This window comes from Psychromonas sp. MME1 (genome assembly GCF_041080865.1).
Lineage (GTDB): Bacteria > Pseudomonadota > Gammaproteobacteria > Enterobacterales > Psychromonadaceae > Psychromonas.
Genome location: NZ_CP160906.1, coordinates 2,459,218 through 2,484,182, shown reverse-complemented (window position 1 = coordinate 2,484,182; position 24,965 = coordinate 2,459,218). Strand labels below are relative to the sequence as shown.

Below are 24,965 nucleotides of genomic sequence, written 5' to 3'. Positions count from 1 at the left end.
ATGTGAATATTAATCGAATTATATGGCCAGTGTTTTAAACTGGATCATAAAAAAATGATTACGTTATTGTTTTTTGAGTATCAAAACCATGACTCCGATAAAAACCATCGTCATTCCGACTATCATATAAGCTGTAATCGGCTCTCCTAGAAGGTAAATTGCCAATACAATAGTGAAAATTGGACCTAATGTGCCGACGATACCCGTTTGTGTTGGGCCAATACGCTGAATCGCTTCCGAGACCATAAAGCTAGGGATAACGGTACTTAATAGCGCTAATAGGCCAACCCACAACCAAGCCTGTGGCGTTACTTGCAACAAGTTTAAATCAGCTTGTATGAGTGCATGAATGAAGACCAAAAGGGAGGACGCTATCATCACCAAACTGGTAAAAAGTAACGACCCAAGTTGATTAATCATTGCCTTGCTAAGTAAAACGTAAAAAGCAAAACTTAATGCAGCCGCCATCACTAAGATAGTGCCATAAAAGACATCATTGCCAGTAATTTGTAGTTCCTGTCCCATCACCACCCACAATCCCAAATAGCTGATGAGTAGTGAAATCATAATACGCTTGGTTAATGGCTGTTTAAATAAAAAATAACCAATAATGGCTACCCAAAATGGGTAAGTAAATAGAGTTAATCGTTCCAGTTGTGCGCTGATATATTGTAAGCCTTTTAAATCTAATAACGAAGATAGGTAGTAACCTAAAAATCCTAATCCACATACTTTTAGGAGTACTCGTTTAGATAGTTTGTTTTGCGTTTTATCTTTATCTTGCTGCATGAGTAGGTAAATTAAAATCGCAAAGTAAGCCGGTGCGGATAAAGCCATGCGCAGGATTAATACGCTATCTGCATCTAACCCTTCGAGATAGGCAAATTTAATAAAAATAGATTTTAAGGAAAACAATAAAGTGCCCAGAAGAGCAAGAAATATTCCAAAGAACATGATTTTAAGGGCCAAATAAGCGAAGATAACCCCATACTAATTATTTTCTAATAGTGAAGCAACATGATGCTTGCTATATTAGATTTTTCTTTTAACGGTTTAATGAGTAGATAAATGTCATCGTCAAATTATGTATTACCCCATATTGATCCGATTGCTATTAGTATCGGGCCTCTAGATATTCGCTGGTACGGTTTAATGTATTTAGTTGGATTTGTGTTTGCCTTCTGGTTCGCTAATCGTCAATGTGATCGTTCCAATGGTTTATGGACACGCGAACAAGCCAGCGATTTGTTATTTTATGGGTTCATGGGGGTGATACTGGGGGGGCGAGTAGGGTATGTTCTTTTTTATCAGTTTCCAACCTTTATCGATGATCCTATTTATCTCTTTAAAATTTGGCAAGGGGGGATGTCCTTCCATGGAGGGGTGATTGGTGTTGTGCTTGCTATTATCTATTATGCTAAGAAAAATCAACGCTCAATATTAGCGGTAGGTGACTTTATTGTACCGCTGTTGCCTGTTGGCCTTGGTGCTGGTCGTATTGGTAACTTCATTAATTCTGAATTGTGGGGACGCGTTACAGACTCACCTTTCGGTGTCATTTTCCCTAATGCTGGGGCGTTGCCTCGTCATCCCTCGCAACTTTATGAGTTTGCCTTAGAAGGGGTTGTATTATTTATTATATTGTTTCTCTTTATTCGCAAACCACGTCCAAGTGGCTCCGTTGCAGGGCTGTTTTTACTTTGTTATGGCATTTTTCGTATTGTCGTTGAGTTTGCCCGTGAGCCCGATGCTCAGCTTGGCTTATTAACTTTTGGCCTGAGTATGGGGCAGATTTTGTCATTACCAATGGTTATTGTTGGAGGTGGGCTAATTGCCTTTGCATACTGCAATAAATGTGAAGTGAATAAGGCTGTGAATCAGTAAGGAGATAAAAATGAAGCAGTATTTAGCATTATGCCAACGCATTATTGACGAAGGGGTTTGGGTTGAAAATGAACGTACAAATAAACGTTGCTTGACGGTTATTAATGCGGATCTCGAATATGATGTGAAAAATAATCAGTTCCCCTTGATAACAACACGTAAAAGTTTTTGGAAATCAGCTATCGCGGAGTTTTTAGGCTATATTCGCGGTTATGATAATGCTGCAGATTTTAGGGCGCTAGGGACGAAAACATGGGATGCTAATGCTAACCTTAATGCTGCATGGTTAAATAACCCTTATCGTAAGGGGGATGATGACATGGGGAGAGTATATGGTATTCAAGGGCGTTCATGGGCAAAACCCGATGGCGGTTTTGTGGATCAGCTACGTAAAGTGGTTGAGAACCTGAAAAAAGGCATTGATGATCGCGCTGAAATCATCACTTTTTATAATCCCGGTGAATTTGATATGGGCTGTTTACGACCATGTATGCATACTCATACTTTCTCATTATTAGGTGATACCCTGCATCTTACTAGCTACCAACGTTCATGTGATGTTCCACTAGGGCTTAACTTCAACCAAGTGCAAGTATTTACTTTTTTGGCATTAATGGCGCAAATAACCGGTAAAAAAGCAGGTACTGCATACCATAAAATAGTGAATGCACATATCTATGAGGATCAATTAGCGTTGATGCGTGATGTACAATTAAAACGCCAACCTTTTGCCTCTCCAAAGCTAATCATCAACCCGAAAATACAATCGCTTGAAGATTTGGAAACGTGGGTCACGATGGACGATTTTTCGGTTAACGACTATCAATGCCATGAGCCAATCCAATATCCATTTTCGGTATAATATACCGATTGTTATAAGTAGCATAGTGTCGTTCGCCTGAAGTTTACTGATATGCATAAGGTGAATGACTCTGTTACCTTATGTTAACTTAATTCAAAATAACGTTAACATTTTTTTAACTTGATGGAAGCATAATGCGCTCTGTCATTTTCATTGCTAATATGATGCGATATACTGCATTTCTTTATATTGCTATTAAATTATTCTCAGAGAACGATTTTCGCTTAAACAAGAGGGATACTATTGTGTTAGAAGCTTACCGTAAACATGTCGCTGAACGTGCCGCTCAAGGTGTTGTTCCGCAGCCATTAAATGCACAACAAACCGCTGCATTAGTTGAATTAATAAAAAAACCACTCCAAGGTGAAGAAGCTTTCCTTATTGACCTCTTAGAAAATCGTATCCCACCTGGTGTTGATGAAGCCGCTTATGTTAAAGCCGGTTTTTGGCTGCATTGGCAAGGGGAGAGGTCAATTCACCTATCATCACTGCGGAACATGCAGTTAAACTGCTTGGTACCATGCAAGGCGGCTATAATATTGAGCCTTTAATTGAGCAACTTGATAATGACGCGTTGGCTCCAATAGCAGTTTCTGCCTTATCAAAAACATTACTTATGTTCGATGCTTTTTATGATGTAGAAAAAAAAGCCAAAGAAGGTAATCAATTTGCCCAACAAATCATGCAATCTTGGGCGGATGCACAGTGGTTTTTAGATAAACCAGCGGTTGCTGAAAAAATCACTATGACGGTATTTAAAGTAACGGGTGAAACTAATACTGACGATCTTTCCCCTGCTCCAGATGCATGGTCACGTCCAGACATCCCATTGCATGCGTTAGCGATGCTTAAAATATCTCGCGATGGTATTACTGCGGATGAAGAGGGCGTTACCGGGCCAATTAAACAGATTGAAGCGCTTAAAACTAAGGGACATCCATTAGTTTATGTTGGTGATGTTGTTGGTACTGGATCTTCTCGTAAGTCTGCGACTAACTCTGTGTTATGGTTTATGGGGGATGATATTCCCTTTGTGCCGAATAAACGTGCTGGTGGTGTTTGTATTGGTAATAAAATTGCGCCTATTTTCTTTAATACAATGGAAGATTCAGGTGCATTACCTATAGAAATGGATGTTAGTGCCCTAAATAGTGGCGATGTTATTGATATTTACCCATACCAAGGTGTGGTAAAAAATCATCTAACAGGCGAAGTTATCGCTGAATTCACTCTGAAAACAAATATTATTCTAGACGAAGTACGTGCTGGTGGCCGTATTCCGCTTATTATCGGTCGAGGCTTAACAGATCGCGCGCGTAAATCATTGGGTCTTGCTACTTCAACGGTATTCCAATTACCTGTTGATACGGAAGCATCCACAAAGGGTTATACATTGGCTCAGAAAATGGTCGGTAAAGCTTGTGGTACAGAAGGTATCCGCGCCGGGCAATATTGCGAACCGAAAATGACAACGGTGGGATCTCAGGATACAACAGGTCCAATGACCCGTGATGAGTTAAAAGATTTAGCATGTTTAGGATTCTCTGCTGACTTAGTGATGCAATCATTTTGTCATACGGGTGCTTATCCAAAACCAATTGATGTGATCACTCATCATACACTACCAGATTTTATTATGAATCGTGGTGGTGTTTCGCTTCGTCCTGGTGATGGCATTATCCACTCATGGTTAAACCGTATGTTATTACCTGATACCGTTGGTACAGGTGGGGATTCGCATACGCGTTTTCCTATTGGTATCTCCTTTCCTGCGGGATCTGGTTTGGTTGCCTTTGCAGCTGCAACTGGTGTAATGCCACTGGATATGCCTGAATCAGTCTTGGTACGCTTTAAGGGCGAATTACAGCCAGGCGTAACATTACGAGATTTGGTTAATGCTATTCCCTATCAAGCGATTAAAGATGGTCACTTAACCGTTGATAAAAAAGGAAAAATTAACGTTTTTTCAGGTCGTATTCTAGAAATCGAAGGTTTACCGACACTTAAAGTTGAACAAGCCTTTGAATTGTCTGATGCATCAGCAGAAAGAAGTGCCGCTGGCTGTTCAATTAAGTTAGATAAAGAACCTATTATCGAATACTTAAACTCTAATATTGTTATGCTTAAGTGGATGATTTCAGAAGGTTATGGTGATGTTAGTACTATCACTCGTCGAATTAAAGAAATGCAGCAATGGATAGCTAACCCTGAGTTAATGGAAGCGGATAAAGACGCAGAATATGCTGCAATCATTGATATTGATTTAAATGATATTAAAGAGCCTATTCTTGCTTGTCCGAATGATCCCGATGATGTTAAGTTGTTATCAGAGGTCGCCGGACAAAAAATTGATGAAGTATTTATCGGTTCATGTATGACAAATATCGGTCATTTCCGTGCAGCAGGTAACTTATTGGATAAGTTTAAGGGACAGTTACCAACGCGCTTATGGGTTTCACCGCCAACAAAAATGGATGCAAGCCAACTTTCTGATGAAGGTTATTACAGCATTTTTGGTCGCGTAGGTGCTCGCACAGAAATGCCGGGATGCTCTTTATGTATGGGGAATCAAGCACGCGTTGGTGATAACACGACAGTTGTTTCGACTTCAACACGTAATTTCCCGAATCGTTTAGGTAATAACGCGAATGTTTATTTAAGTTCTGCGGAACTCGCAGCCGTTGCTGCTATTGAAGGAAAATTACCAACCGTTGCTGAGTATATGCAATACGCACATACTTTAGATACGGTGGCTGCAGAGACATACCGTTATTTAAATTTTGACCAAATTAAAAATTATACGGATAAAGCCAACTTAATAATCGAGACGAAAGAAGTGTAATTGAAAATCATTGTTTTATAATGGTTTTTTCCTCCTTGATTGGTATTCGATTAAGGAGGAACATTTATTCTCACACATTTATCAAACAAAGTAAGTGGGTGGAAGTGTAAATTTGCTTGTTTTTTCATCAAAATTTGATAATGTAGCACAAATAAGTATAAAAGAGCTGTATAAATAGCCAACAAAATAGATGTATATTAATAAATTTATCAATAGGTGATGTAATGTTAGAAACAAGTTTAGTTGTGGGTGAATACCACGTAGATACCAGTCAAAATAGCCTAGTTCATGGTAATCGTAAAGTTTACCTAGGCCCTTTACGTACTTCATTGTTACATTTTTTATGTAAAAACGTGAATACTGTGGTAACTCGTGAAGATCTTGCGCAACATGTTTGGGGACGTTTGGTGACTGACCATACAATTAACCAGCATATTTCTCAATTACGTAAAAGTATTGGTACATTAAGCATACATGGATTAAATATTTCCACGATCCCAAAACGTGGTTATATTGCACGAATGGAAGGTGTAGGTGCAGTGGTTGACCATAAAGTGTCGCCTATTATGCAAAGTGATACCTCAGTTAATTCAATCCAAACAATGAAAGTTCTCGTTGTTGAAGCGCAAGCGAATGATTGTATTCAATTAATTGAACAACTAGAAGAACTTGATGTTTCATATGTAGAAGGTGTTGCGACGACCATTGAAGCAGAGCGTTCCGTTGCATTGCAAGATTTTAATCTGGTTATTGTTGATTCATTAATTGATGATAATGCAGGCATTGAGTTAATTAAGCGAATTCGTACAGGGCAAACTTCAGCAGCTGCGGATATTGCGATATTAAGTTCACATTTTGATGTGCAGCGTGAATTATTAGGCCTAAATAGCCTATTAGATGTGCAAGGCTTATTATTAAAACCATTTGAAAAAAGCCGCTTAAAGCAAATGTTAATGGTTGCTGATAAATCTAATGTTGTATTAAAACCACAGGCTGCCTATGAGCTTGTTCCTACGGATGTATTATCTGCAATCCAAAAAAATAAAGCCGTTAATGAATAAATTGTAACCGCTTTAAAATCATTGAAAGGGTGTAAATAGTAATATTTACACCCTTTTTATTATCTTATTTTTCATCGCTATTTTGTCGGTTATGAATAATTTAAGTTAAAACAGGTGCTTAGTTCTCTTCTATGGTGATGATCGCCGAGAAATGAAATAGCATTACTTTTTTTCCTGTTAATTAAAAATAAAGAGATTGATATGCACGATTAATGTTTGCTAAAATCTTTTTTCAATTCGCTAGAGATATGTGATTCTGATGGGAAAAAATGTAGTAATTCTTGGCACTCAATGGGGTGACGAAGGTAAAGGTAAGGTTGTCGACTTACTAACAGACAAAGCACAATGGGTTGTTCGTTATCAAGGTGGGCATAATGCTGGACATACACTTGTTATTGATGGAGAGAAAACCGTTCTTCATCTTATCCCATCAGGGATTTTACGCGAGAATGTCAAATGCGTGATCGGTAATGGTGTTGTGTTAGCACCCGATGCGTTGTTCAAAGAGATGAACATGCTTATCGAGCGAGGCATTCCTGCTAAAGAACGCCTTTCAATCAGTGAAGGTTGTCCTTTGATTCTTCCATACCATGTTGCATTAGATGTCGCACGAGAAAAAGCGCGTGGCAATAAAGCTATTGGTACAACTGGTCGTGGTATCGGTCCTGCCTATGAAGATAAAGTTGCACGTCGTGGTTTACGTGTTGATGATTTATTCGACATGGAGACATTTGCTGTAAAACTAAAAGAAGTCATGGAGTACCATAACTTCCAGTTAGTAAACTACTACAAAGTTGAAGCAGTTAGTTACGATGATGTTTTAGCGCAAATGACTGAAATGGCTCCTTTATTAATTAGCATGGTTATTGATGTAACCGATCAGCTTGATAAAGCGCGCCTACGTGGTGAAAACATACTATTTGAAGGTGCGCAGGGAACTTTACTGGATATTGATCACGGCACTTATCCTTACGTAACTTCTTCAAATACCACCGCCGGTGGTGTTGCGACAGGAAGTGGTTTTGGCCCAACACATTTAGACTATGTGTTAGGTATTGTTAAAGCTTATACTACTCGTGTGGGGTCAGGACCTTTCCCAACTGAGCTGTATGATGGCGTTGATAAATTAGATCCTGCTGGTAAACATTTGGGTACTGTTGGACATGAATTTGGTGCAACAACGGGCCGTTTACGCCGTACTGGTTGGTTTGATGCCGTGGCGATTAAACGTGCTGTGCAATTAAATAGTATTACCGGTTTCTGCTTAACTAAACTTGATGTTTTAGATGGTTTAGAAGAAATTAAAATTTGTACCGCATATAAAATGCCATGCGGTAAATTAGTTGATGTTCCACCAATGGCTGCTGAAGGTTATGAACTGGCTATGCCTGTTTATGAAACCATGCCGGGATGGAGTGAGAGTTCATTTGGTGTGACCTCATTTGATGCTCTTCCTGAAAATGCTCAAGCTTATATTAAACGTCTAGAAGAAATTACGGGTGTGCCAATGGATATTATTTCTACGGGTCCAGATTGTAATGAAACAATGATTCAAGTGAATCCATTTAGCTGAGAGCTTTGCACCTTGAAGTATCAGGGTGTCGATAAGCTTTAACTGTATTTAATAAAAAAGCCCTTATCACTGCAAAATGATAAGGGCTTTTTTAATCGTTAACAGTTATAAACTTAGGATTTTCTATCTGCTGCTAGGTAGGCTAAGCTGATTAATGCTTGTTTGTATTGATTGTCAGGTAGAATGGCAATTGCTTGTATTGCTTTGTTTGCCTCTTCAAAGGCGCGTTCTTTAGTGTATTGCAATGCCTTGGTTTCATGTAAAGCTTGCATTATCTCTGCAAAATGGTCCATTCCATTGGCTTTTTCTATCGCCTCTTTGATCAGGGTAACTTGTGCTGGACTGCCGTGTTTAATTGCATAAAGTAGGGGGAGTGTTGGTTTTCCTTCGGCTAGGTCATCACCTACATTTTTTCCCATTTGTGCTGCATCAGAATTATAATCCATCACATCGTCGGTCAATTGAAATGCGGTGCCAAGATATTTACCATAATCGCGTAGTGCATTTTCTACTTCAATTGATTGTTTACCTAATACGGCAATTAATTGTGTCGCAGCTTCAAATAGTTTCGCTGTTTTGAAGTAGATGACATCCATATAACTTTCTTCCGAGGTGTTGGGATCATTACAATTCATCAATTGTAATACTTCACCTTCGGCAATCACGTTGGTGGCTGAAGATAACACATCCATTACTTTTGGGTTTTGCAGCTCAGCCATCATTTGAAATGAACGTGTATATAAAAAATCTCCAACTAATACGCTCGCGGCATTGCCAAATAGCGCATTGGCTGTTTTATTGCCACGGCGTAAATCAGATTCATCAACAACATCATCATGCAATAGCGTCGCGGTATGGATGAATTCGATTATTGCAGCTAATTTACTCACTTCAGGTGTATGAATGTTTAAAGCTTTTGCTGCTAATATGGCGATCAATGGGCGAATGCGTTTACCGCCACTGTTAATAATGTAAAAGCCAAGTTGATTAATTAAAGCAACATCTGATTTTAATTGTGTGCTAATTAATGCATTGACTTCGCTCATTTCAGCGTTGGAGATAAGTTGAATCTCTTTGATGTCCATGAATCTAAATTTCCAAATAATGGTGCTTTAAAAGTTGATGGTGCATTATTGCCGTTTATTGCTTTTATCTCAACACTGTTAAGTGCAAATGATAAAACTTATCTTTATTTTACGTGTATTTAACTTGTTTGTGGCTGTTTTGTGCCGTTATTTGTTTTTTTGCTGCTATTTTGCCCTAGTTAAGCCATGCTATTTGAACATTAATATAATTTAAATGTTTTTAGAGAATATCATTGCCAATAGCAGCGATTTGCCGTAAACTCCGCCTCCATTGTGATTAATAAGTGTGCTCTCGATGCTGAATATATAAAATTTGCACGAGATGCCTGAACGGAGTAAGAAACATGTACGCTGTTATCCAGAGTGGTGGCAAGCAACACCGTGTAGCTGTCGAACAAACTCTTCGCTTGGAAAAACTAGATGTTGAAGCTGGTGCTGTTGTTGAATTTGATAAAGTTCTTTTAGTAGCAAATGCTGATGATGTAAAAGTTGGTGTTCCATACGTTGAAGGAAGTAAAGTTACTGCTGAAGTAGTAGCTCACGGTCGTGGTAAGAAAGTAACAATCGTTAAGTTCCGCCGTCGTAAGCATTCGCGTAAACAAGCGGGTCATCGTCAGTGGTTTACTGAAGTTAAAATTACTGCAATTAACGCTTAATTAGGAGTTATTAAAAATGGCACATAAAAAAGCTGGTGGTAGTACTAATAACGGTCGCGATTCCGAAAGTAAACGCCTAGGTGTTAAACGTTTTGGTGGTGAATCAGTACTAGCTGGTAATATTTTAGTTCGTCAACGTGGTACTAAGTTCCATGCTGGTGACAATGTAGGTCTTGGTAAAGATCATACTTTATTCGCTAAAGCTACTGGTGTAGTTAAGTTTGAAAAGAAAGGCCCTAAAATGCGCAGCTTCGTTAGTATCGTTGCTGAATAATTAGGTTTCCTATTTCGAATTTTAAAAAGCCTCGCTGATGCGAGGCTTTTTTTTTAGCTATTCATTTCTATTGGTCATCAATTATGATCTATGATCCATAGAAATGGGTATAATGGTGATAGTTATTCAAACTGATTGTTAAGATCGGTTGATCTTTTTGGAGTTTGTAATGAAGTTTGTTGATGAAGCAAAAATAAAGGTTGACGCTGGAGATGGTGGCAACGGTGTTATCGGCTTCCGTACAGAAAAATATATTCCTCGTGGTGGTCCAAATGGCGGCGATGGTGGCGATGGTGGCGACGTTTATCTGCAAGCCGATGAAAACCTAAATACATTGGTCGATTTCCGTTTTGTGCGCTTTTATAACGCAGAGCGTGGCGAAAATGGCCAGACGCGTGATTGTACAGGTGCTCGTGGTCAAGATTGTATCGTTAAGGTGCCAGTGGGGACCCGCTGCCGTGATGATGATACTGGTGAAATCATCGGTGATTTGACTAAAGATGGGCAAAAATTGATGGTTGCTAAAGGAGGTTACCACGGTTTAGGTAATGCTCGATTTAAAAGCAGTACTAACCGAGCGCCGCGTCAAAAGACAGATGGAACGCCAGGGGAAGTGCGTAATTTATTGCTCGAATTATTGTTGCTTGCTGATGTCGGCATGCTCGGTTTGCCTAATGCGGGTAAATCAACTTTTATTCGCAGTGTTTCTGCGGCGAAACCAAAGGTTGCTGATTATCCTTTTACCACATTAATTCCTAATTTAGGTGTTGTGAGTATGGGGCATGGACGTAGTTTTGTTATTGCAGATATTCCTGGGTTAATTGAAGGAGCATCCGATGGCGCTGGTTTAGGTACCCGTTTTTTACGTCATTTAGAACGTTGCCGCGTGTTGTTACATATGATTGATTTATTACCAGCAGATGGTAGTGATCCGGCGCAAAATGCATTGGTTATTATTGATGAACTAGCTAAACATAGCCCCAAATTGGCAGCTAAACCACGTTGGTTGGTGTTTAACAAAACCGATTTACTATTAGAAGATGAAGCGCAAGAAGTCATGCAGCGTGTGCAGGATGCATTACAATGGGATGGCCCCGTTTATAAAATCGCGGCTATTTCAAAATCAGGCACGCAACAAGTTTGTCAGGATGTAGTTGAGTATTTAGAAGAATTACCGACGGACTACACGCCTGAAGAGCAGCGTGAACAGGTTGAATTCCAGTGGGATGATTACCATGAATCGGCAATAGAGAATGCTAATGCTGACTTTGATGATAGTGATGATGACTGGGATGATGATGATGAAGAGATGATGGAAGTGATCTACGTTAGGGATTAACTTTTAGGACCATTTTTTTATTCCGTTATCTAGCCACGCTTTGGTAATATCAAAGCGTGGCTTTTTTATGAGAGATGAAAATGATTGATAAAGTAGAGTTATATTTAAAAGAGTTATTAATGTCTTTGGACATAGGCAATTGGATTGCTAATTTTACACTGGTTATTGTGTTCACGTTGATACTGCAGTTACTCTGGCGCGCTTTTACAACGAAAACACAGCGGGTTATTGAGCGTACTGATAATCATTGGGATGATATTATTTGGTTTGCTTTATGGCGGCCAATGAACTGGCTAATTATATTGATGGGTAGTTCAATGGCATTAAGAGTGGTTGCTGAAAGTGAACAGCTATTAATATCTGATTACCTACCCATTGTACAAAAAATATCGATTATATTGCTGGTTTGTTGGTCATTCTGGCGTTTAATTCATAAATCAGAATTAACCTTTATTGACCATGAAGATAAAGATACCACCACGGTGACAGCAGTTGCCAAATTAGCTAAGTTATCGGTGATGGTGATCATGGCGTTATCGGTCATTCAGACCTTAGGTGTGAGCATCTCTGGTGTACTTGCTTTTGGTGGTATGGGCGGTCTGGTTGTTGGTATGGCCGCGAAAGATTTGCTCTCGAATTTATTCGGCGCATTAATGGTTTATATGGATAAACCATTTAAGGTTGGTGACTGGATCCGCAGTCCCGATAAATCAATTGAAGGGACAGTAGAGTCGATTGGTTGGCGCGTGACGCGAATTCGCACCTTTGATAAACGTCCTCTGTATGTTCCTAATAGTTTATTTACACAAATTGTTGTCGAAAATCCTTCGCGTATGAGTAATCGTCGTATTAAGGAGACCTTTGGTCTACGCTATAGCGACATTATTCATATTCATTCGATTATTAAAGCGGTACGAGAGATGTTAGAAAATCATCCTGATATCGATACACAACAAACATTAATTGTGAATTTTGATTACTTCAATAATTCTTCCCTGGATTTCTTTATCTATACATTTACCAAAACCACTAATTGGGTCTTATTTCATGAAATTAAGCAGGATGTGTTGTTGAAAGTGGCTGATATCGTTATTGCTCATCAAGCACAATTTGCTTTCCCAACACGACAGTTGCATTTTACTGGGGAGATGCCACAACAGTAAACATAATAAGGTTTGCTGGTATTTGTTGAGCAGCAAACCTAATTTATTAACTTAAATAGTTTTTTGCTTCCTTCTCGACATTGTCTAATTCATCTAATAATTCGAGTAGTTCTGGCTCTAGCAGCTCAGGGGTGATGCCCTGCTTTAGCTCTTTTTCAATCAGTCCAGCGATATTTTTGAGCTTGGGTACACCACTATAGCTACAACCGCCATGAAATTTATGGATGATTTGCGCAAAACGTACATTATCTATTTCTCCCTGCATTGCTTTATTCGCTTCATTGCGAATAGCGCTAAAGTCTGTAATTAGCATTGTTAGCATATCCTTAGCGAGATCTTCTTTACCCGCTGCTTGCTGCAGAGCAAGTTGCCAATCAAATGAATTATTATTGCTCTCTAGACTAGGAGGCTGTTCAATGGTTATCATTTTGGCTGGGCCAGTCTCTAAAATGGGCTTATCTTGGGTCCATTTATTTATCATCTGTTGTAATGCAAGCTCATCTATCGGTTTCGCTAAACAGTCATCCATTCCTTGTTTTAAGAACTGCTCTTTTTCACTCGGTAATACATGTGCAGTGACGGCAATGACAGGGGTGTTTGTGTTTGCTGAGTTACTTTTGATTTGTAAACACGCATTAATACCGTCTAAAACAGGCATCTGTATATCCATGAAAATTAAATCAAACTGTTGTAGTTGCGCTTGGTCTACTGCTTGTTGTCCATCAATGCAGGTTGTTACATGGTTGACGCGATCCGCTAACATCGCAGAAATAAGTTTGAGATTAGCAGGATTATCATCGACAGCCATTACACTGATATCTTTACGCACTAAAGGCAGTAATTTAACTTGCTGCCCAAGTCCGCTAAATACTGGTTTATCAGAGATGAGTGCTTTTGCTAAATTTTTATTATCAATTGGCTTGCTAAGGCAGTGGTTGATACCCGTTGCCATTAATGTTTCATATATATTGGGATCACTCGAGTTAATTAATACGACGATATTACCGGTAAACTCTTTCGCTTGCTCGATATAGCTGAAAAGCGGCTCTAAGTTGTCACAATGGCTATAGCCAATAACGATATTATCATATCGATGAGTTAATAAAGATTGCCACTGCTGATGAGTTTCAGCGACGACTAAATTAGTCTCCCATTGGTTGAGTAGTTGTGAGCATGCGCGTGCGGCATATTCATTACTCTCATAAACCAAGATAGACTGGTCTTGTAAATTAGCATCAGGAAAACAGTTGAAAGAGTTATGACTATTTTTCTCTATTTCAATGGTAAACCAGAAGGTCGATCCTTTATTGGGAACCGAGACTAAGTCAATACTACCATTCATTTGATTGACTAATTTCTGTGTTATAACCAATCCTAATCCGGTACCACCATACTGACGCGTAATACTGCTATCTGCCTGCCCAAAGGCTTTGAATAGTTGCGCTTGATGCTTTTCTGAAATACCGATACCCGTATCTGATATCATTATTTTTAAGGTGACCTTATCCTGTTCCTGAGGATCGTTGTGATGTTCATCAATGCGATGAATCTGCACCTCAATGTTTCCCTGACGGGTAAATTTAATCGCATTACCGATTAAATTCATCAGGATCTGCTGAAGACGCATTGCATCACCGAGTACCTCGTGAGGGACTTCGCAGTCAATCATCATGCTCAGTTCTAGTTTTTTCTCGTGAGCGCTAGGCGCTAATAAATGCATTGTTTCATTAATACAATCACGTAAATCGAAGGGGATATGCTCAAGAGTTAATTTACCTGCTTCTAGCTTAGAAAAGTCGAGTATATCATTGATGATATTAAGCAAATTCCCCGCGGAACGCTCGATTGTTTGTAGATAGTCAATTTGATTGCTGGATAATTGGGTTTTGAGTAATTGTCTGGCAAAGCCGATAACGCCATTGAGCGGTGTACGTAATTCATGACTCATATTCGCCAAGAATTCCGATTTTACCGAAGCGGCCTGTTGCGCTTCTTTTCGAGTAATATCTAACTCAATATTTTGTACTTCAACTTGTTCTAAAGTTTCGCGTAATTCACTGGTGGCAAGGTCAATACTATCCTGCATCTCCTCATGGTGCTTAGACATCGCGACAGCCATTTCATTAATACCTTGCTGTAGTAGAGCTATTTCACCTGAATAATTCCCTTCTACACGCGAGTTTAAGCGCCCTAGACTTATTTTTTCAACGACAGATGCCATGTTAGAGATTGGGGCAGTGATCCGCTTAGCTTGCTTAAATGCAAGGTATAAACTGCCGAGAATGCCAAGTAGCACAACAAAGAAAGATAAGGTTGTATCGCGGAACATTAATAGTTCTATCTCGTCACTATTTACCTCAAGTGCTACGTAACCGACAATTTTTCTAGGTTGATCAAAGGTTAATTGATACTCCAAAAAATTCGTTTCATCGATGATTGGCGTATGAATGATAATTGTATCTTCATGATAGATGATTTCGGTTATCTCTGGGATTGGCTGCCCATCGGGAATTTTTAATATTTGAAAATTACGGTGGTAATTACTGGTGACAAAAAGCTTATTATTACTATCGAAAATGGCAATGCTTTTTACCATGGAACTGTTTTTTCGATGTGTGGCACTGAGCAATCGCCTTAAAATCGTGCGTGTTTCATCCAAAATGCCGTATTCACTGGCAATAGCTAATGGCTCGCTGATATTAATAGCACGATTAATTAAGTAATCATTGGCTTGTTGATAACGATGTAGAGAAAAATAACTTGCTAATAATCCGCCAATGATAATGGTTGGTAAAATGGTATAAGCAATAACTTGGGCACGTAATCCATATTTTGTCATAGGTCATATTTCTAAAATTAAGAGAGTTTATGAATGCATTTTTTTCGTATTGTGTGACAATGGTATTATTCGCTATGATGGCATAGCTTCTCTAACCTGTGAATCATTTATGGCCCAGTTCTTTAAAGCAAAGCGCACAAATAGTGCAAAAAACCACATTATTAAAGATGTGCATGTCGAAAAAGTTGATCATCAAGGTCGTGGTATCGCCTATTTTAAAAATAGTCCTCTCTTTATTGAAGGTGGGCTAGTTGGTGAATCCCTTGATATCCAGATTGTTGAAAATAAAAAAAATTATAGCACTGGGGTGATAAAAAAAGTTAACCGAGCTAGTGTCATGCGCGTTGCGCCAACCTGCCCACACTACGAAGAGTGCGGCGGTTGCCAATTGCAGCATCTCGCACAAGATAATCAAATTGCGATTAAACTGGAAGGTTTGCAATCGTTGTTCAAACGTTTTGCTAAACATCAGCCGTTACAACTGGCGCAACCTATTATTGATGATGCTTGGGGATATCGAAGAACCGCTCGTTTTGGCGTGCAATTTGATAATAAAAGCAAAAAATTAAAAATGGGTTTTCGCCGTAGTGCAAGCAATGATTTAATTGAGCAACGTGTATGTCCAGTATTGGTTCCCGAGTTAGCGTTATTCATTCAACCGCTTAAAAACCTATTAGCCAATTTGCAGGGGAAGGCCGATTTAGGGCATGTTGAATTGATCTATTCTGATCAAGGCGTCGTGGTACTTTTACGCCATATGAAAAACTTATCCGATGCAGATGTTGCAGCGATAAAGGCCTTTGCAACAGACCATCAGATTAACTTTTTTAGTCAAGGTTCGACACGCCAAGTTGTTTGTTTAGTTGGGCAAGAAAAACTCACTTATCAGCTTGATGAAGGTCAATTATCCCTTAGTTTTGCGGTAACGGATTTTTTACAAGTCAATGCTAAAATTAACCAAAAAATGGTTACACAGGCATTGCAGTGGTTACAACTTGAAGCGCAAGATGTGGTTTTAGATCTGTTCTGTGGATTGGGTAATTTTACCTTGCCAATGGCTCAAAAAGTGGCGCGTGTGGTGGGTGTCGAAGGTGTGCAAAAAATGGTTGATCGGGCTAGGTTTAATGCCCAATTAAATGACATTGATAATAGTGAATTTTATCAAGCGGATTTAAGCGCAGATAACTTGAAAAAACAGCCCTGGTCGCCACTTGATTTTAATAAAATATTACTTGATCCAGCCCGTGCAGGTGCGCAGGATTGTATGGCCTTTATTGCAGCGAAAAAGCCTACTCATATTGTTTATGTTTCCTGTGATCCGTTAACATTGGCCAGAGATAGTCAAATATTACTTGAAAAAGGTTATAAGTTAGCTAAATTAGGTTTAATTGATATGTTCCCACAAACAAAACATGTGGAATCAATGGCATTGTTTCTTAAGTAATTATTTTCATTTATGCGCATTGATTATGATTTTGTTTGTCACAAAATATTTTGGAGTTTCATTCAATGGTTTCAGTTAGAGATGCACATTTTCATCAAACTGCGCAGAAAGATCCGCAAAAATGGTGTAGTACACTAGGTTTAAGCGCAACGGATCAGAAAAATTTACTCGATAATTATAACAAAATCATCGCGTTATGTGCCGAGGCAAATCAGTTGCCTCTTCTTGAATTGGGGAGTGAGTTGGTCGAAATCCTTGTAACATTAAATATGGACATGGATACGCTCAATGCTGCATTAATTTTCCCTTTGCTCGACCAAAACGTTTTAACCCAAGAACAGGTCGATGAACTGTGGGCTAAGCGCATAGCTAAATTGGTTAAAGGCGCTACGGATATGGAAGGTATTCGTGCACTACAAAATAAAGGCGGCATAAAAAGCAGCGATACACAGGTTGATAATTTGCGCCACATGCTGCTGGCGATGGTTGATGATGTACGTGCCGTGGTCATTAAGCTTGCCGAACGTATCTGTTATTTACGGCAGTTAAAAGAAGCCGATCAAGAGACCCAAGTTTCCGTTGCACAAGAAATTTCCTCTATTTATGCCCCCCTGGCCAATCGGCTGGGTATTGGTCAATTAAAGTGGGAATTAGAGGATCTTGCCTTTAGTTTTTTACAGCCTCATACCTATAAGAAAATAGCCAAGCAGCTCGATGAAAAACGTATTGTGCGCGAGAACTATATTGAAGAATTTGTTGCTAATATTCAAAAATCACTGCAAGAGATGCAAGTCAACGGTAGCGCCTACGGAAGACCAAAACATATCTATAGTATTTATCGGAAAATGCAGAAAAAAGATCTGCGCTTTGAAGATCTTTATGATGTACGAGCGGTACGGGTCGTCGTGGAAAAACTACAGGACTGCTACGCGGCATTAGGTGCGATTCACACGCAATGGCACCATATACCCAGTGAATTTGATGACTATATCGCGAACCCCAAACCTAACGGTTATCAGTCTATTCACACCGTTGTTTTAGGGCCAGAAGGGAAGGCGGTTGAAGTACAAATTCGTACTCAACAAATGCATGAAAATTCAGAACTTGGCGTCGCTGCGCATTGGAAATATAAAGAGGGCAGTGCAGGCGGAAAGGCTGCTAACGGTTACGAAGAGAAAATCGCTTGGTTACGCAAAATATTAGCATGGCAAGATGATATTAATGATAGCGATGATTTGGTTGATGAAATTCGTAGCCAAGTGTTTGATGATCGTGTTTATGTCTTTACTCCTAAAGGGGAAGTGATCGATCTTCCTGCGGGATCAACACCGCTCGATTTTGCTTATTACATTCATAGCCAGATAGGTCACCGCTGTATCGGTGCAAAAATTTCTAATCATATAGTTCCCTTTACTTACCAATTAAAAACCGGTGATCAGGTTGAAATTCTCACCCAAAAAGAGGCTAATCCTAGTCGTGATTGGCTGAACCCTAATTTAGGCTACATCAATGCACCTCGTGCGCGGCATAAGGTTGCCACTTGGTTTAGAAAACAGGATCGTGATAAGAATATTATCGCCGGACGCGAAATTCTAGAAAATGAGCTGGGTAAAGTTAAATTAAAACTAACCGATATCTCGCCTGCTATTAAACGTTTTAATGTCAGTAGTGATGATGATATTTTTGCCGGAGTCGGCAATGGTGATTTACGCATTAATCAGTTGGTAAATTTTTTAGATAGTTACCATCATCAAAAAACATTAGAAGAACAAGATCAAGCTGCGTTAGCAGAATTAACTAAAAACCGTAGCAGCTTTGTGCCTAAAGCAATGGGTAATAATGTTATTATTGATGGTGAGCGTAATTTAATGCACACCATTGCACGTTGTTGCCAACCTATCCCTGGTGAACCTATTTCTGGTTATATTACTCAGGGGCGGGGCGTTTCTGTGCATCGCCAATCCTGTGAGCAATTAGCTGATCTACGAGAAGCGCATCCTGAGCGTATCATTGAAGCTTCTTGGGGGGAAATTAATTCATCGGGTTACGCGTTGACATTGCGCATTGAAGCGATGGACCGAAATGGTTTATTAAAAGACATTACCACCTTGCTTTCTAATGAAAAGATTAATGTTTTGGGCGTAAATAGTATGACCAATATTAAAACGCAAACGGCGATGGTTGATCTTAATTTAGAAATTCATAATAGTGAAGGTATTGATAAAATTATCAATAAACTCAAAACATTAAAAGAAGTTTCCGATGTAAGGCGTTTATAACAGCCGATGGCATTGCAATGATTGTTATCAATGGTGGTCCATAGACCACCATTTTTATTAAGTGAAATCAATGGGATCAACATCGATAGACCAACGTAACTTGCGCCCCTCGGGAATGGCATCCAAGGCAGTGAGCGCCTGCTGTAGCGTTTGCGTAATCAGTTGTCGTTGTTCACACTGTAGTAGTAGTTGAAAACGAAATTTATCTGCACGCCTTTCCATTGTCGCGGGTATTGGCCCTAATATCAGTAGTCGTTCACTATTTTGATTGTCCGTCGCTATCTTATTAAGTATCTGTTTACATAACCCTAAAAAATTTTCAGCTAAGGTCGCATTACTCGATTCAGATCGAAGTAATGCTTGAAAAGTTGTGGGCGGTAGATGTGCGAGCTTACGTTCCTGCAGCGCACTGCGTGAAAAATCGAGATAACCATTATTAATAAGATCCTGTAATAAACTATGCTCAGGGTGATGGGTTTGTAAGAACACTTGCCCCTTTTTACTTTCTCGCCCAGCACGACCTGCCACTTGTGTAAATAATTGTGCTAAACGTTCACTGGCGCGATAATCATTGCTAAAAAGTGCACCATCGACATCAATTAACGCAACTAAGGTGACATCGGCAAAGTGGTGCCCCTTAGCGAGCATTTGCGTACCTAATAAAATTTTATATTTTCCTTCATTAATATCCTTGATATAGGTATTAAAACTCTCTTTTTTACGCGTATTATCTCGGTCAATGCGTATCGTCGGATAGTTGGGGAAAAGTGTTTTTAAGGTTTCCTCTAACTGCTCTGTTCCGACACCCGTTGTGATCAGCTGTGTTGATCCACAATGTCCACACTGCCGCGGGACTGGTAAGGTGGCGCTACAATGGTGGCAGTGTAAATAGTTCGCGGATTTATGGTAGGTATAAAAAGCGTCACAGCGTTGACATTTTACTAGCCAGCCGCACTCATGGCACATTAATACGGGGGCAAAACCGCGACGATTTAAAAATAGAATAACCTGATTGTTTTTTTCTAGGTGCAGTTTCATCAGCTCAATGAGCTGCGGTGACAATCCTGACTTCAGTGGTAAACCTGCGAGGTTAATTAAACTGCTACTGGGCGGTTTGGCTTTGCCAGTGCGATGAGTTAAATGAAGGTGTTGGTATTTTCCCTGTAGCGCATTATGCAGTGTCTCTAACGATGGCGTTGCAGAGCCGAGTATGATTGGGATATTTTCCTGAAAGGCGCGTTTAATGGCAAAATCTCGCGCATGGTAGCGGAAACCATCCTGTTGTTTGAAGGATGCGTCATGCTCTTCATCAATAATGATTAAACCAAGGTCTTTAAAATCACTGAAAATAGCACTGCGTGTACCAATAATAATTGCACCACTCCCCTGTCTTGCATGCAGCCATGTATCGAATTGTTGACGCGCATTTAAAGCGGAATGTTTAACATAGACGGGCACGTTAAAACGACTCTGAAAGCGTTCGATGGTTTGGGGTGTAAGCCCTATTTCAGGTACGATAACTAATGCTTGTTTACCCGATTGTAGGATCGGTTTGATTATATTGAGGTAAACTTCTGTTTTTCCACTGCCCGTGATCCCCTCTAACAAAAAACAGTTAAAATAATTTATTTGCTCATTAATCGTTGTAATTGCAATGGCTTGTTCTGTTGTTAAGTGTGGTTTTTCACTATTTTCTATAACATTCTCTTGCCAGTTGAAATGAGAAATAGGTTGCAATTCAATGGGTTCGATAAGGGATTTTTGCTGTAAAGCTTTGAGTGTTGTGCGACTGATATTTTTACTTTTTAATTGATCTGTGGAGATGGGGCAACTGTTTTTTTGTAATAATGCCAATACCTGTTGCTGTTTTTTAGCGCTATTAAATTGGTCAAGTTGAAAAGGAGTCTCACTTAGTTGCCAATGTTCACAACCTTTAAACAAGGTTTCTTGACCCTCTCGCAATGGGGTTGGAATGGCCTGTTGGAAAACATCGCCAAAGGGGTGTTGATAATAGTAGGCAGCCCATTTTAATAGTGACCATAGGGAGTCATTAAGCAGTGGGGTTGGGTCAATTAATTGTGTTATTTTTTTTAACTTATTTAGTGCGTAGTCGCATTCAGGATTGACTTCGTAAATCACACCAATCATTTGTCGTTTTCCACCAAAAGGAACACGTACACGACAACCCACTAAGTTATTTATATCAGCCAGTGCTGTGGCACTAATGAGATAACTCGGTAGCAGGTAATCGAACTGTTTATGTAGTGGAATTGCCAGTGCAACACGGCAAATGATTGCTTCGCTCATAATATTTTGTTGCGTACTTGATTATAAATTGAAAGGCTATTGTAGCTTGTTTTGTTTTTTTCGACAGAAATAAAAAAACCTCCGCAGAGGTTTCTTATGATCATGGCTCTGCTTTTAGCAATATTAGGCAAGTAGCTTTTTAGCCGCTGCCACAACGATTGAAATTGCATTACTTTCAGTGCTTTTCATCGTCGCTTCGTTGGGAATCTCTTGTTCAGTCCTGTTGACGATAACACCCGCTACACAGGCTGCGCGCCAGCCCTGTGAAGCGCACATGGTAAACAGCGTTGCAGATTCCATCTCATAGTTAAGCACACCTAACTCTTGCCACTCTTGCATTGACCCTTTAAAACGGCGCGTGACTCGCCCAGAGACAGTGTCGTAACGTTCTTGACCTGGGTAAAAGGTATCCGATGAGGCGGTAATACCAACATGCGGTTCGACACCAGCATCACGGCAGGCAGCGACCATGGCCGTCGTTGCGCTAAAATCAGCAACGGCAGGAAACTCCATCGGTGCAAAGTGTAAGCTTGCACCATCAAGGCGAACCGATGCTTGTGTGACGATCACATCCCCGACTTTAACATGGGGTTGAATAGAGCCCGTTGTCCCGATACGTAAAAAGGTGGTCACACCTAATTGAGCTAACTCTTCGACGGCGATCGAAGTGGAAGGCCCGCCGATACCCGTTGAACAGACCACTACCGCACGCTTGTCAATATAAGCAAGATAACTTGTATACTCTCGGTGAGAGGCTAAAAAAGTGGCCCCTTCCATTAATTCGGCAATTTTTTTAACGCGTTCAGGATCACCCGGTACAATGGCTAAAGTTGCACCGTCTAACATGCTTTTCGTTAACCCTAAATGAAATACATCAGACATTTTCAAACTCCTCAAAAGAGATTATTTATGATTGTAGTTACATTTCCGCACCGAGGAAGGCGTGCGGTAATAATTCTGCGATGCTATGTTGAGCGAATTCTGTTGCAGATGCGTAGCAATAAACTATGCCATTATTCGCTGACTGCTCTGCAATGACTTGACGACATGAGCCACAGGGGTAAGCTTGAACCAGCTCCTGTTTGGCATTGCGTGCGAGGATATGTACCTCTTTAATATCACCTATTTTAGCGCCTTCAGTCACGGCGGTTTGCAAAGCATTACGTTCGGCACAATTAGTGGTGGGGTAGGCGGCTGATTCGACATTCACCCCCTTATATATTTTATTGTCATACGTAACGACGATTGCAGCTACGTGAAAACCTGAATAGGGCGCAGATGCACAATCAAGCAGCTCATGTAATTGATTGAAATAGTTCATGATATTGTTCGCCTTAAAGTTGTTTTAAATAGATATTGTTATTCCGAGTTGATGGTAAAAATCCCATCTTTTGCAGGTAGTTATGATGCTCTTTGCTATTAGCAAATGCTTGTAATGTATTGATCCCTTTCTCTTTAAGAAAAGCTGGGTACTTTTTAAAATAATAGCTACCAAGTTTGAAGTCACGGTATTGTGGTGTGACATAGTCAAGTACGATGGTAAAAATCCCGTCCCGTTCAATATTACCTGCCAATACGCCCGCTGTATTATTATTACGTAGCATGTAAAAGGCTTGTTCTACTTTCTTTAGATTTTCAATTGAGGTGTTTTTTTCAATCTCCTGTTTATTTACAGTAATAAAATGGTCAAAGTATTCAGAATCAAGCGAGGCTGAAATAATTTTAAACTCTTCTTTGTGGCTATACATTTGGTATAAATAATAAAAATTAATACAAACGATACTTAAATTCATAAACATGGTTGGCACTGAATCAATAAAATATGCGAAGCTAGCAAACAGCAAACAACCAATAAGGTTAAGTACACGTAGTTTGATAATTGAGCTCATGGTCAACGAGATCAATACAATTAATGATGCGAAATAACCAAACCATTCGACCCAATTAAATTCCATTTTCTTATCCTATAACGTCTATATTTGTAAAATCATTTAATATCGTTTAAACGAATACATTGATAAACTTGTTGCTCTTTTGCTGGTTGCTTATCAGTGCAAATAATGGCGTTTTGAATGGCTCGTTGTGCTTCCATAAATTGCGTTTCATTGCGAGCATGCACCATTGCCAATGGTGTTTCCTTTGTGACAGCATCACCTAATGAAACAAAGTCTGAGAAACCCACCGCATAATCCAGTTTATCGCTAGCTATGCGTCTTCCTCCACCCATGGCAACAACGGTCATACCAATCGCACGCGTGTCCATTGCATTTACAAATCCCGCTTGTGTGGCGTAGACTGGACGAATGATTTCAGGTGTCGCTAAATAATTATCATAGTTTTCAACAAAGTCAGTCGCCCCTCCTAATGCACTAACCATTTTGCCAAAAACCTCGGCGGCGCTACCGTTATCGAGTACTGTCTGTAAACGATTTCGAGCTTCTTGTTCATCACTTGCTAGGCCACTGGCGAGTAACATTTCGATACAAGATGCCATGGTTACTTGATGGAGGCGTGGGTTGACATACTCACCCGTTAAAAATCGCACTGCTTCGCGCACTTCAACGGCATTACCTGCGCTGCTGGCTAAAACCTGATTCATGTTGGTAAGTAGGGCGGCGGTTTTACACCCGGCTCCATTTGCCACTGCCACAATACTTTTAGCTAACTCTTCGGATGCCTCATAGGTGGGCATAAATGCACCACTGCCGACTTTGACATCCATGACTAATGCTTCGAGTCCTGCTGCTAATTTTTTAGATAAAATAGAGGCGGTGATCAAGGGGATAGATTCGACCGTTGCCGTTACATCGCGCACAGAATAGAAGGTTTTATCAGCTGGTGCTAAATCGCCAGACTGGGCAATGATTGCCACACCAACATCTTTAACGACTTGACGAAAAAGATCACTACTGACTTCGGTTTGGTAGCCTTGAATAGCATCAAGTTTATCCAATGTACCACCCGTGTGGCCTAATCCTCGACCAGATATCATCGGTACGTAACCACCACATGCCGCAACCATTGGGCCGAGCATTAATGATGTCACATCACCGACCCCACCCGTTGAATGTTTGTCAACGATCGGACCATTTAAGTTTAAGGACTTCCAGTTAAGCACTTGCCCTGAATCACGCATGGCCGAGACTAAAGCAACACGTTCTTCCATGTTCATATCTTGAAAATAGATGGCCATCGCAAATGCGGCTATTTGACTGTCACTAACCTTATTATTGATGATGCCTTGAATAAAAGAGTTTATCTCCTGTTTACTTAAGGCTTTGCCATCGCGTTTATTGCGAATAATTTCTTGAGGAAGCAGTATCATTTTACCATCCTTATTGATGCCATTGTGCAATG

The 24,965-nt window shown here is 39.9% G+C and carries 18 protein-coding genes and 1 pseudogene; 11 read left to right on the top strand and 8 right to left on the bottom strand.

Features of this window, described 5'->3' with window-relative positions; translation table 11 throughout:
- Positions 1 to 63: 63 nt before the first annotated feature.
- Positions 64 to 954 carry a DMT family transporter gene (locus AB2N10_RS11345; RefSeq protein ID WP_354625492.1) on the bottom strand — a complete coding sequence of 297 codons (891 nt, stop codon included), beginning with the start codon at positions 952 to 954 and terminating at the stop codon, positions 64 to 66.
- A gap of 114 nt (positions 955 to 1,068) precedes the next feature.
- On the opposite strand from AB2N10_RS11345, the gene lgt reads away from it, so the two are divergent.
- From lgt to AB2N10_RS11320, 5 genes and pseudogenes are all read left to right on the top strand, one after another.
- Entirely contained in the window at positions 1,069 to 1,884 is an 816-nt protein-coding gene (lgt, locus tag AB2N10_RS11340) for a prolipoprotein diacylglyceryl transferase (protein WP_354625467.1), read from the top strand.
- Between the two features lie 10 nt (positions 1,885 to 1,894).
- Positions 1,895 to 2,746 (top strand): thymidylate synthase, encoded by an 852-nt coding sequence (locus tag AB2N10_RS11335; RefSeq protein WP_369433864.1) that lies wholly within the window; start codon positions 1,895 to 1,897, stop codon positions 2,744 to 2,746.
- Between the two features lie 245 nt (positions 2,747 to 2,991).
- Positions 2,992 to 5,588 (top strand): annotated as a pseudogene (gene acnB, locus AB2N10_RS11330) (bifunctional aconitate hydratase 2/2-methylisocitrate dehydratase).
- A gap of 224 nt (positions 5,589 to 5,812) precedes the next feature.
- Positions 5,813 to 6,649, top strand: a complete 837-nt coding sequence (locus AB2N10_RS11325) for a winged helix-turn-helix domain-containing protein (RefSeq protein WP_354625469.1) — start codon at positions 5,813 to 5,815, stop codon at positions 6,647 to 6,649.
- A gap of 259 nt (positions 6,650 to 6,908) precedes the next feature.
- Positions 6,909 to 8,222 (top strand): adenylosuccinate synthase, encoded by a 1,314-nt coding sequence (locus AB2N10_RS11320; protein WP_369433863.1) that lies wholly within the window; start codon positions 6,909 to 6,911, stop codon positions 8,220 to 8,222.
- Between the two features lie 113 nt (positions 8,223 to 8,335).
- Here the strand turns inward: AB2N10_RS11320 and ispB are convergent, their stop codons facing one another.
- Complete coding sequence (ispB, locus tag AB2N10_RS11315) at positions 8,336 to 9,307, bottom strand: octaprenyl diphosphate synthase (protein ID WP_354625470.1); 972 nt, start codon at positions 9,305 to 9,307, stop codon at positions 8,336 to 8,338.
- A gap of 344 nt (positions 9,308 to 9,651) precedes the next feature.
- On the opposite strand from ispB, the gene rplU reads away from it, so the two are divergent.
- The 4 genes from rplU to AB2N10_RS11295 all read left to right on the top strand — a co-directional run bounded on the left by rplU (position 9,652) and on the right by AB2N10_RS11295 (position 12,739).
- Positions 9,652 to 9,963, top strand: a complete 312-nt coding sequence (gene rplU, locus AB2N10_RS11310) for a 50S ribosomal protein L21 (protein WP_354625471.1) — start codon at positions 9,652 to 9,654, stop codon at positions 9,961 to 9,963.
- Positions 9,964 to 9,979: 16 nt separating this feature from the next.
- Complete coding sequence (rpmA, locus tag AB2N10_RS11305; protein WP_354625472.1) at positions 9,980 to 10,237, top strand: 50S ribosomal protein L27; 258 nt, start codon at positions 9,980 to 9,982, stop codon at positions 10,235 to 10,237.
- A 169-nt stretch (positions 10,238 to 10,406) separates the two neighbouring features.
- A complete protein-coding gene (gene cgtA / locus AB2N10_RS11300) occupies positions 10,407 to 11,576 on the top strand; it encodes an Obg family GTPase CgtA (protein WP_354625473.1) in 1,170 nt (389 codons plus the stop codon).
- A gap of 80 nt (positions 11,577 to 11,656) precedes the next feature.
- On the top strand, positions 11,657 to 12,739 hold the full coding sequence (locus tag AB2N10_RS11295) for a mechanosensitive ion channel family protein (protein ID WP_354625474.1): 1,083 nt from the start codon (positions 11,657 to 11,659) through the stop codon (positions 12,737 to 12,739).
- A gap of 46 nt (positions 12,740 to 12,785) precedes the next feature.
- Here AB2N10_RS11295 and barA read toward each other — a convergent pair whose 3' ends face one another.
- On the bottom strand, positions 12,786 to 15,578 hold the full coding sequence (gene barA / locus AB2N10_RS11290) for a two-component sensor histidine kinase BarA (RefSeq protein WP_369433862.1): 2,793 nt from the start codon (positions 15,576 to 15,578) through the stop codon (positions 12,786 to 12,788).
- 109 nt (positions 15,579 to 15,687) lie between these two features.
- Here barA and rlmD point away from each other — a divergent pair, with 109 nt between their 5' ends.
- Both rlmD and relA read left to right on the top strand, forming a co-directional pair.
- Positions 15,688 to 17,022, top strand: coding sequence for a 23S rRNA (uracil(1939)-C(5))-methyltransferase RlmD (rlmD, locus tag AB2N10_RS11285; protein WP_369433861.1), 1,335 nt, complete (start codon positions 15,688 to 15,690; stop codon positions 17,020 to 17,022).
- Between the two features lie 65 nt (positions 17,023 to 17,087).
- Positions 17,088 to 19,301: a GTP diphosphokinase gene (relA, locus tag AB2N10_RS11280; protein ID WP_369433860.1), complete on the top strand. Its 2,214-nt coding sequence runs from the start codon at positions 17,088 to 17,090 to the stop codon at positions 19,299 to 19,301.
- Between the two features lie 57 nt (positions 19,302 to 19,358).
- Here relA and priA read toward each other — a convergent pair whose 3' ends face one another.
- The 5 genes from priA to deoA all read right to left on the bottom strand — a co-directional run bounded on the left by priA (position 19,359) and on the right by deoA (position 24,930).
- Entirely contained in the window at positions 19,359 to 21,608 is a 2,250-nt protein-coding gene (gene priA, locus AB2N10_RS11275) for a primosomal protein N' (RefSeq protein ID WP_369433859.1), read from the bottom strand.
- Positions 21,609 to 21,731: 123 nt separating this feature from the next.
- Positions 21,732 to 22,490, bottom strand: a complete 759-nt coding sequence (gene udp / locus AB2N10_RS11270) for a uridine phosphorylase (protein ID WP_354625480.1) — start codon at positions 22,488 to 22,490, stop codon at positions 21,732 to 21,734.
- A 37-nt stretch (positions 22,491 to 22,527) separates the two neighbouring features.
- Complete coding sequence (locus tag AB2N10_RS11265) at positions 22,528 to 22,929, bottom strand: cytidine deaminase (protein ID WP_354625481.1); 402 nt, start codon at positions 22,927 to 22,929, stop codon at positions 22,528 to 22,530.
- A 13-nt stretch (positions 22,930 to 22,942) separates the two neighbouring features.
- Entirely contained in the window at positions 22,943 to 23,563 is a 621-nt protein-coding gene (locus AB2N10_RS11260; protein WP_354625482.1) for a hypothetical protein, read from the bottom strand.
- Positions 23,564 to 23,595: 32 nt separating this feature from the next.
- The gene (deoA, locus tag AB2N10_RS11255; RefSeq protein WP_354625493.1) at positions 23,596 to 24,930 is read right to left on the bottom strand and encodes a thymidine phosphorylase; all 1,335 of its coding nucleotides are present in this window, start codon (positions 24,928 to 24,930) and stop codon (positions 23,596 to 23,598) included.
- Positions 24,931 to 24,965 lie beyond the last annotated feature (35 nt).

What these genes read in the sequence shown, in the direction of transcription:
- rpmA (WP_354625472.1), top strand. Translation starts at nt 9,980, where the DNA reads ATGGCACATAAAAAAGCTGGTGGTAGTACTAATAACGGTCGCGATTCC.
- AB2N10_RS11345 (WP_354625492.1), bottom strand. Translation starts at nt 954, where the DNA reads ATGTTCTTTGGAATATTTCTTGCTCTTCTGGGCACTTTATTGTTTTCC.
- AB2N10_RS11325 (WP_354625469.1), top strand. Translation starts at nt 5,813, where the DNA reads ATGTTAGAAACAAGTTTAGTTGTGGGTGAATACCACGTAGATACCAGT.
- barA (WP_369433862.1), bottom strand. Translation starts at nt 15,578, where the DNA reads ATGACAAAATATGGATTACGTGCCCAAGTTATTGCTTATACCATTTTA.
- priA (WP_369433859.1), bottom strand. Translation starts at nt 21,608, where the DNA reads ATGAGCGAAGCAATCATTTGCCGTGTTGCACTGGCAATTCCACTACAT.
- rlmD (WP_369433861.1), top strand. Translation starts at nt 15,688, where the DNA reads ATGGCCCAGTTCTTTAAAGCAAAGCGCACAAATAGTGCAAAAAACCAC.
- AB2N10_RS11335 (WP_369433864.1), top strand. Translation starts at nt 1,895, where the DNA reads ATGAAGCAGTATTTAGCATTATGCCAACGCATTATTGACGAAGGGGTT.
- AB2N10_RS11260 (WP_354625482.1), bottom strand. Translation starts at nt 23,563, where the DNA reads ATGGAATTTAATTGGGTCGAATGGTTTGGTTATTTCGCATCATTAATT.
- AB2N10_RS11295 (WP_354625474.1), top strand. Translation starts at nt 11,657, where the DNA reads ATGATTGATAAAGTAGAGTTATATTTAAAAGAGTTATTAATGTCTTTG.
- ispB (WP_354625470.1), bottom strand. Translation starts at nt 9,307, where the DNA reads ATGGACATCAAAGAGATTCAACTTATCTCCAACGCTGAAATGAGCGAA.
- udp (WP_354625480.1), bottom strand. Translation starts at nt 22,490, where the DNA reads ATGTCTGATGTATTTCATTTAGGGTTAACGAAAAGCATGTTAGACGGT.
- AB2N10_RS11320 (WP_369433863.1), top strand. Translation starts at nt 6,909, where the DNA reads ATGGGAAAAAATGTAGTAATTCTTGGCACTCAATGGGGTGACGAAGGT.
- lgt (WP_354625467.1), top strand. Translation starts at nt 1,069, where the DNA reads ATGTCATCGTCAAATTATGTATTACCCCATATTGATCCGATTGCTATT.
- relA (WP_369433860.1), top strand. Translation starts at nt 17,088, where the DNA reads ATGGTTTCAGTTAGAGATGCACATTTTCATCAAACTGCGCAGAAAGAT.
- cgtA (WP_354625473.1), top strand. Translation starts at nt 10,407, where the DNA reads ATGAAGTTTGTTGATGAAGCAAAAATAAAGGTTGACGCTGGAGATGGT.
- AB2N10_RS11265 (WP_354625481.1), bottom strand. Translation starts at nt 22,929, where the DNA reads ATGAACTATTTCAATCAATTACATGAGCTGCTTGATTGTGCATCTGCG.
- rplU (WP_354625471.1), top strand. Translation starts at nt 9,652, where the DNA reads ATGTACGCTGTTATCCAGAGTGGTGGCAAGCAACACCGTGTAGCTGTC.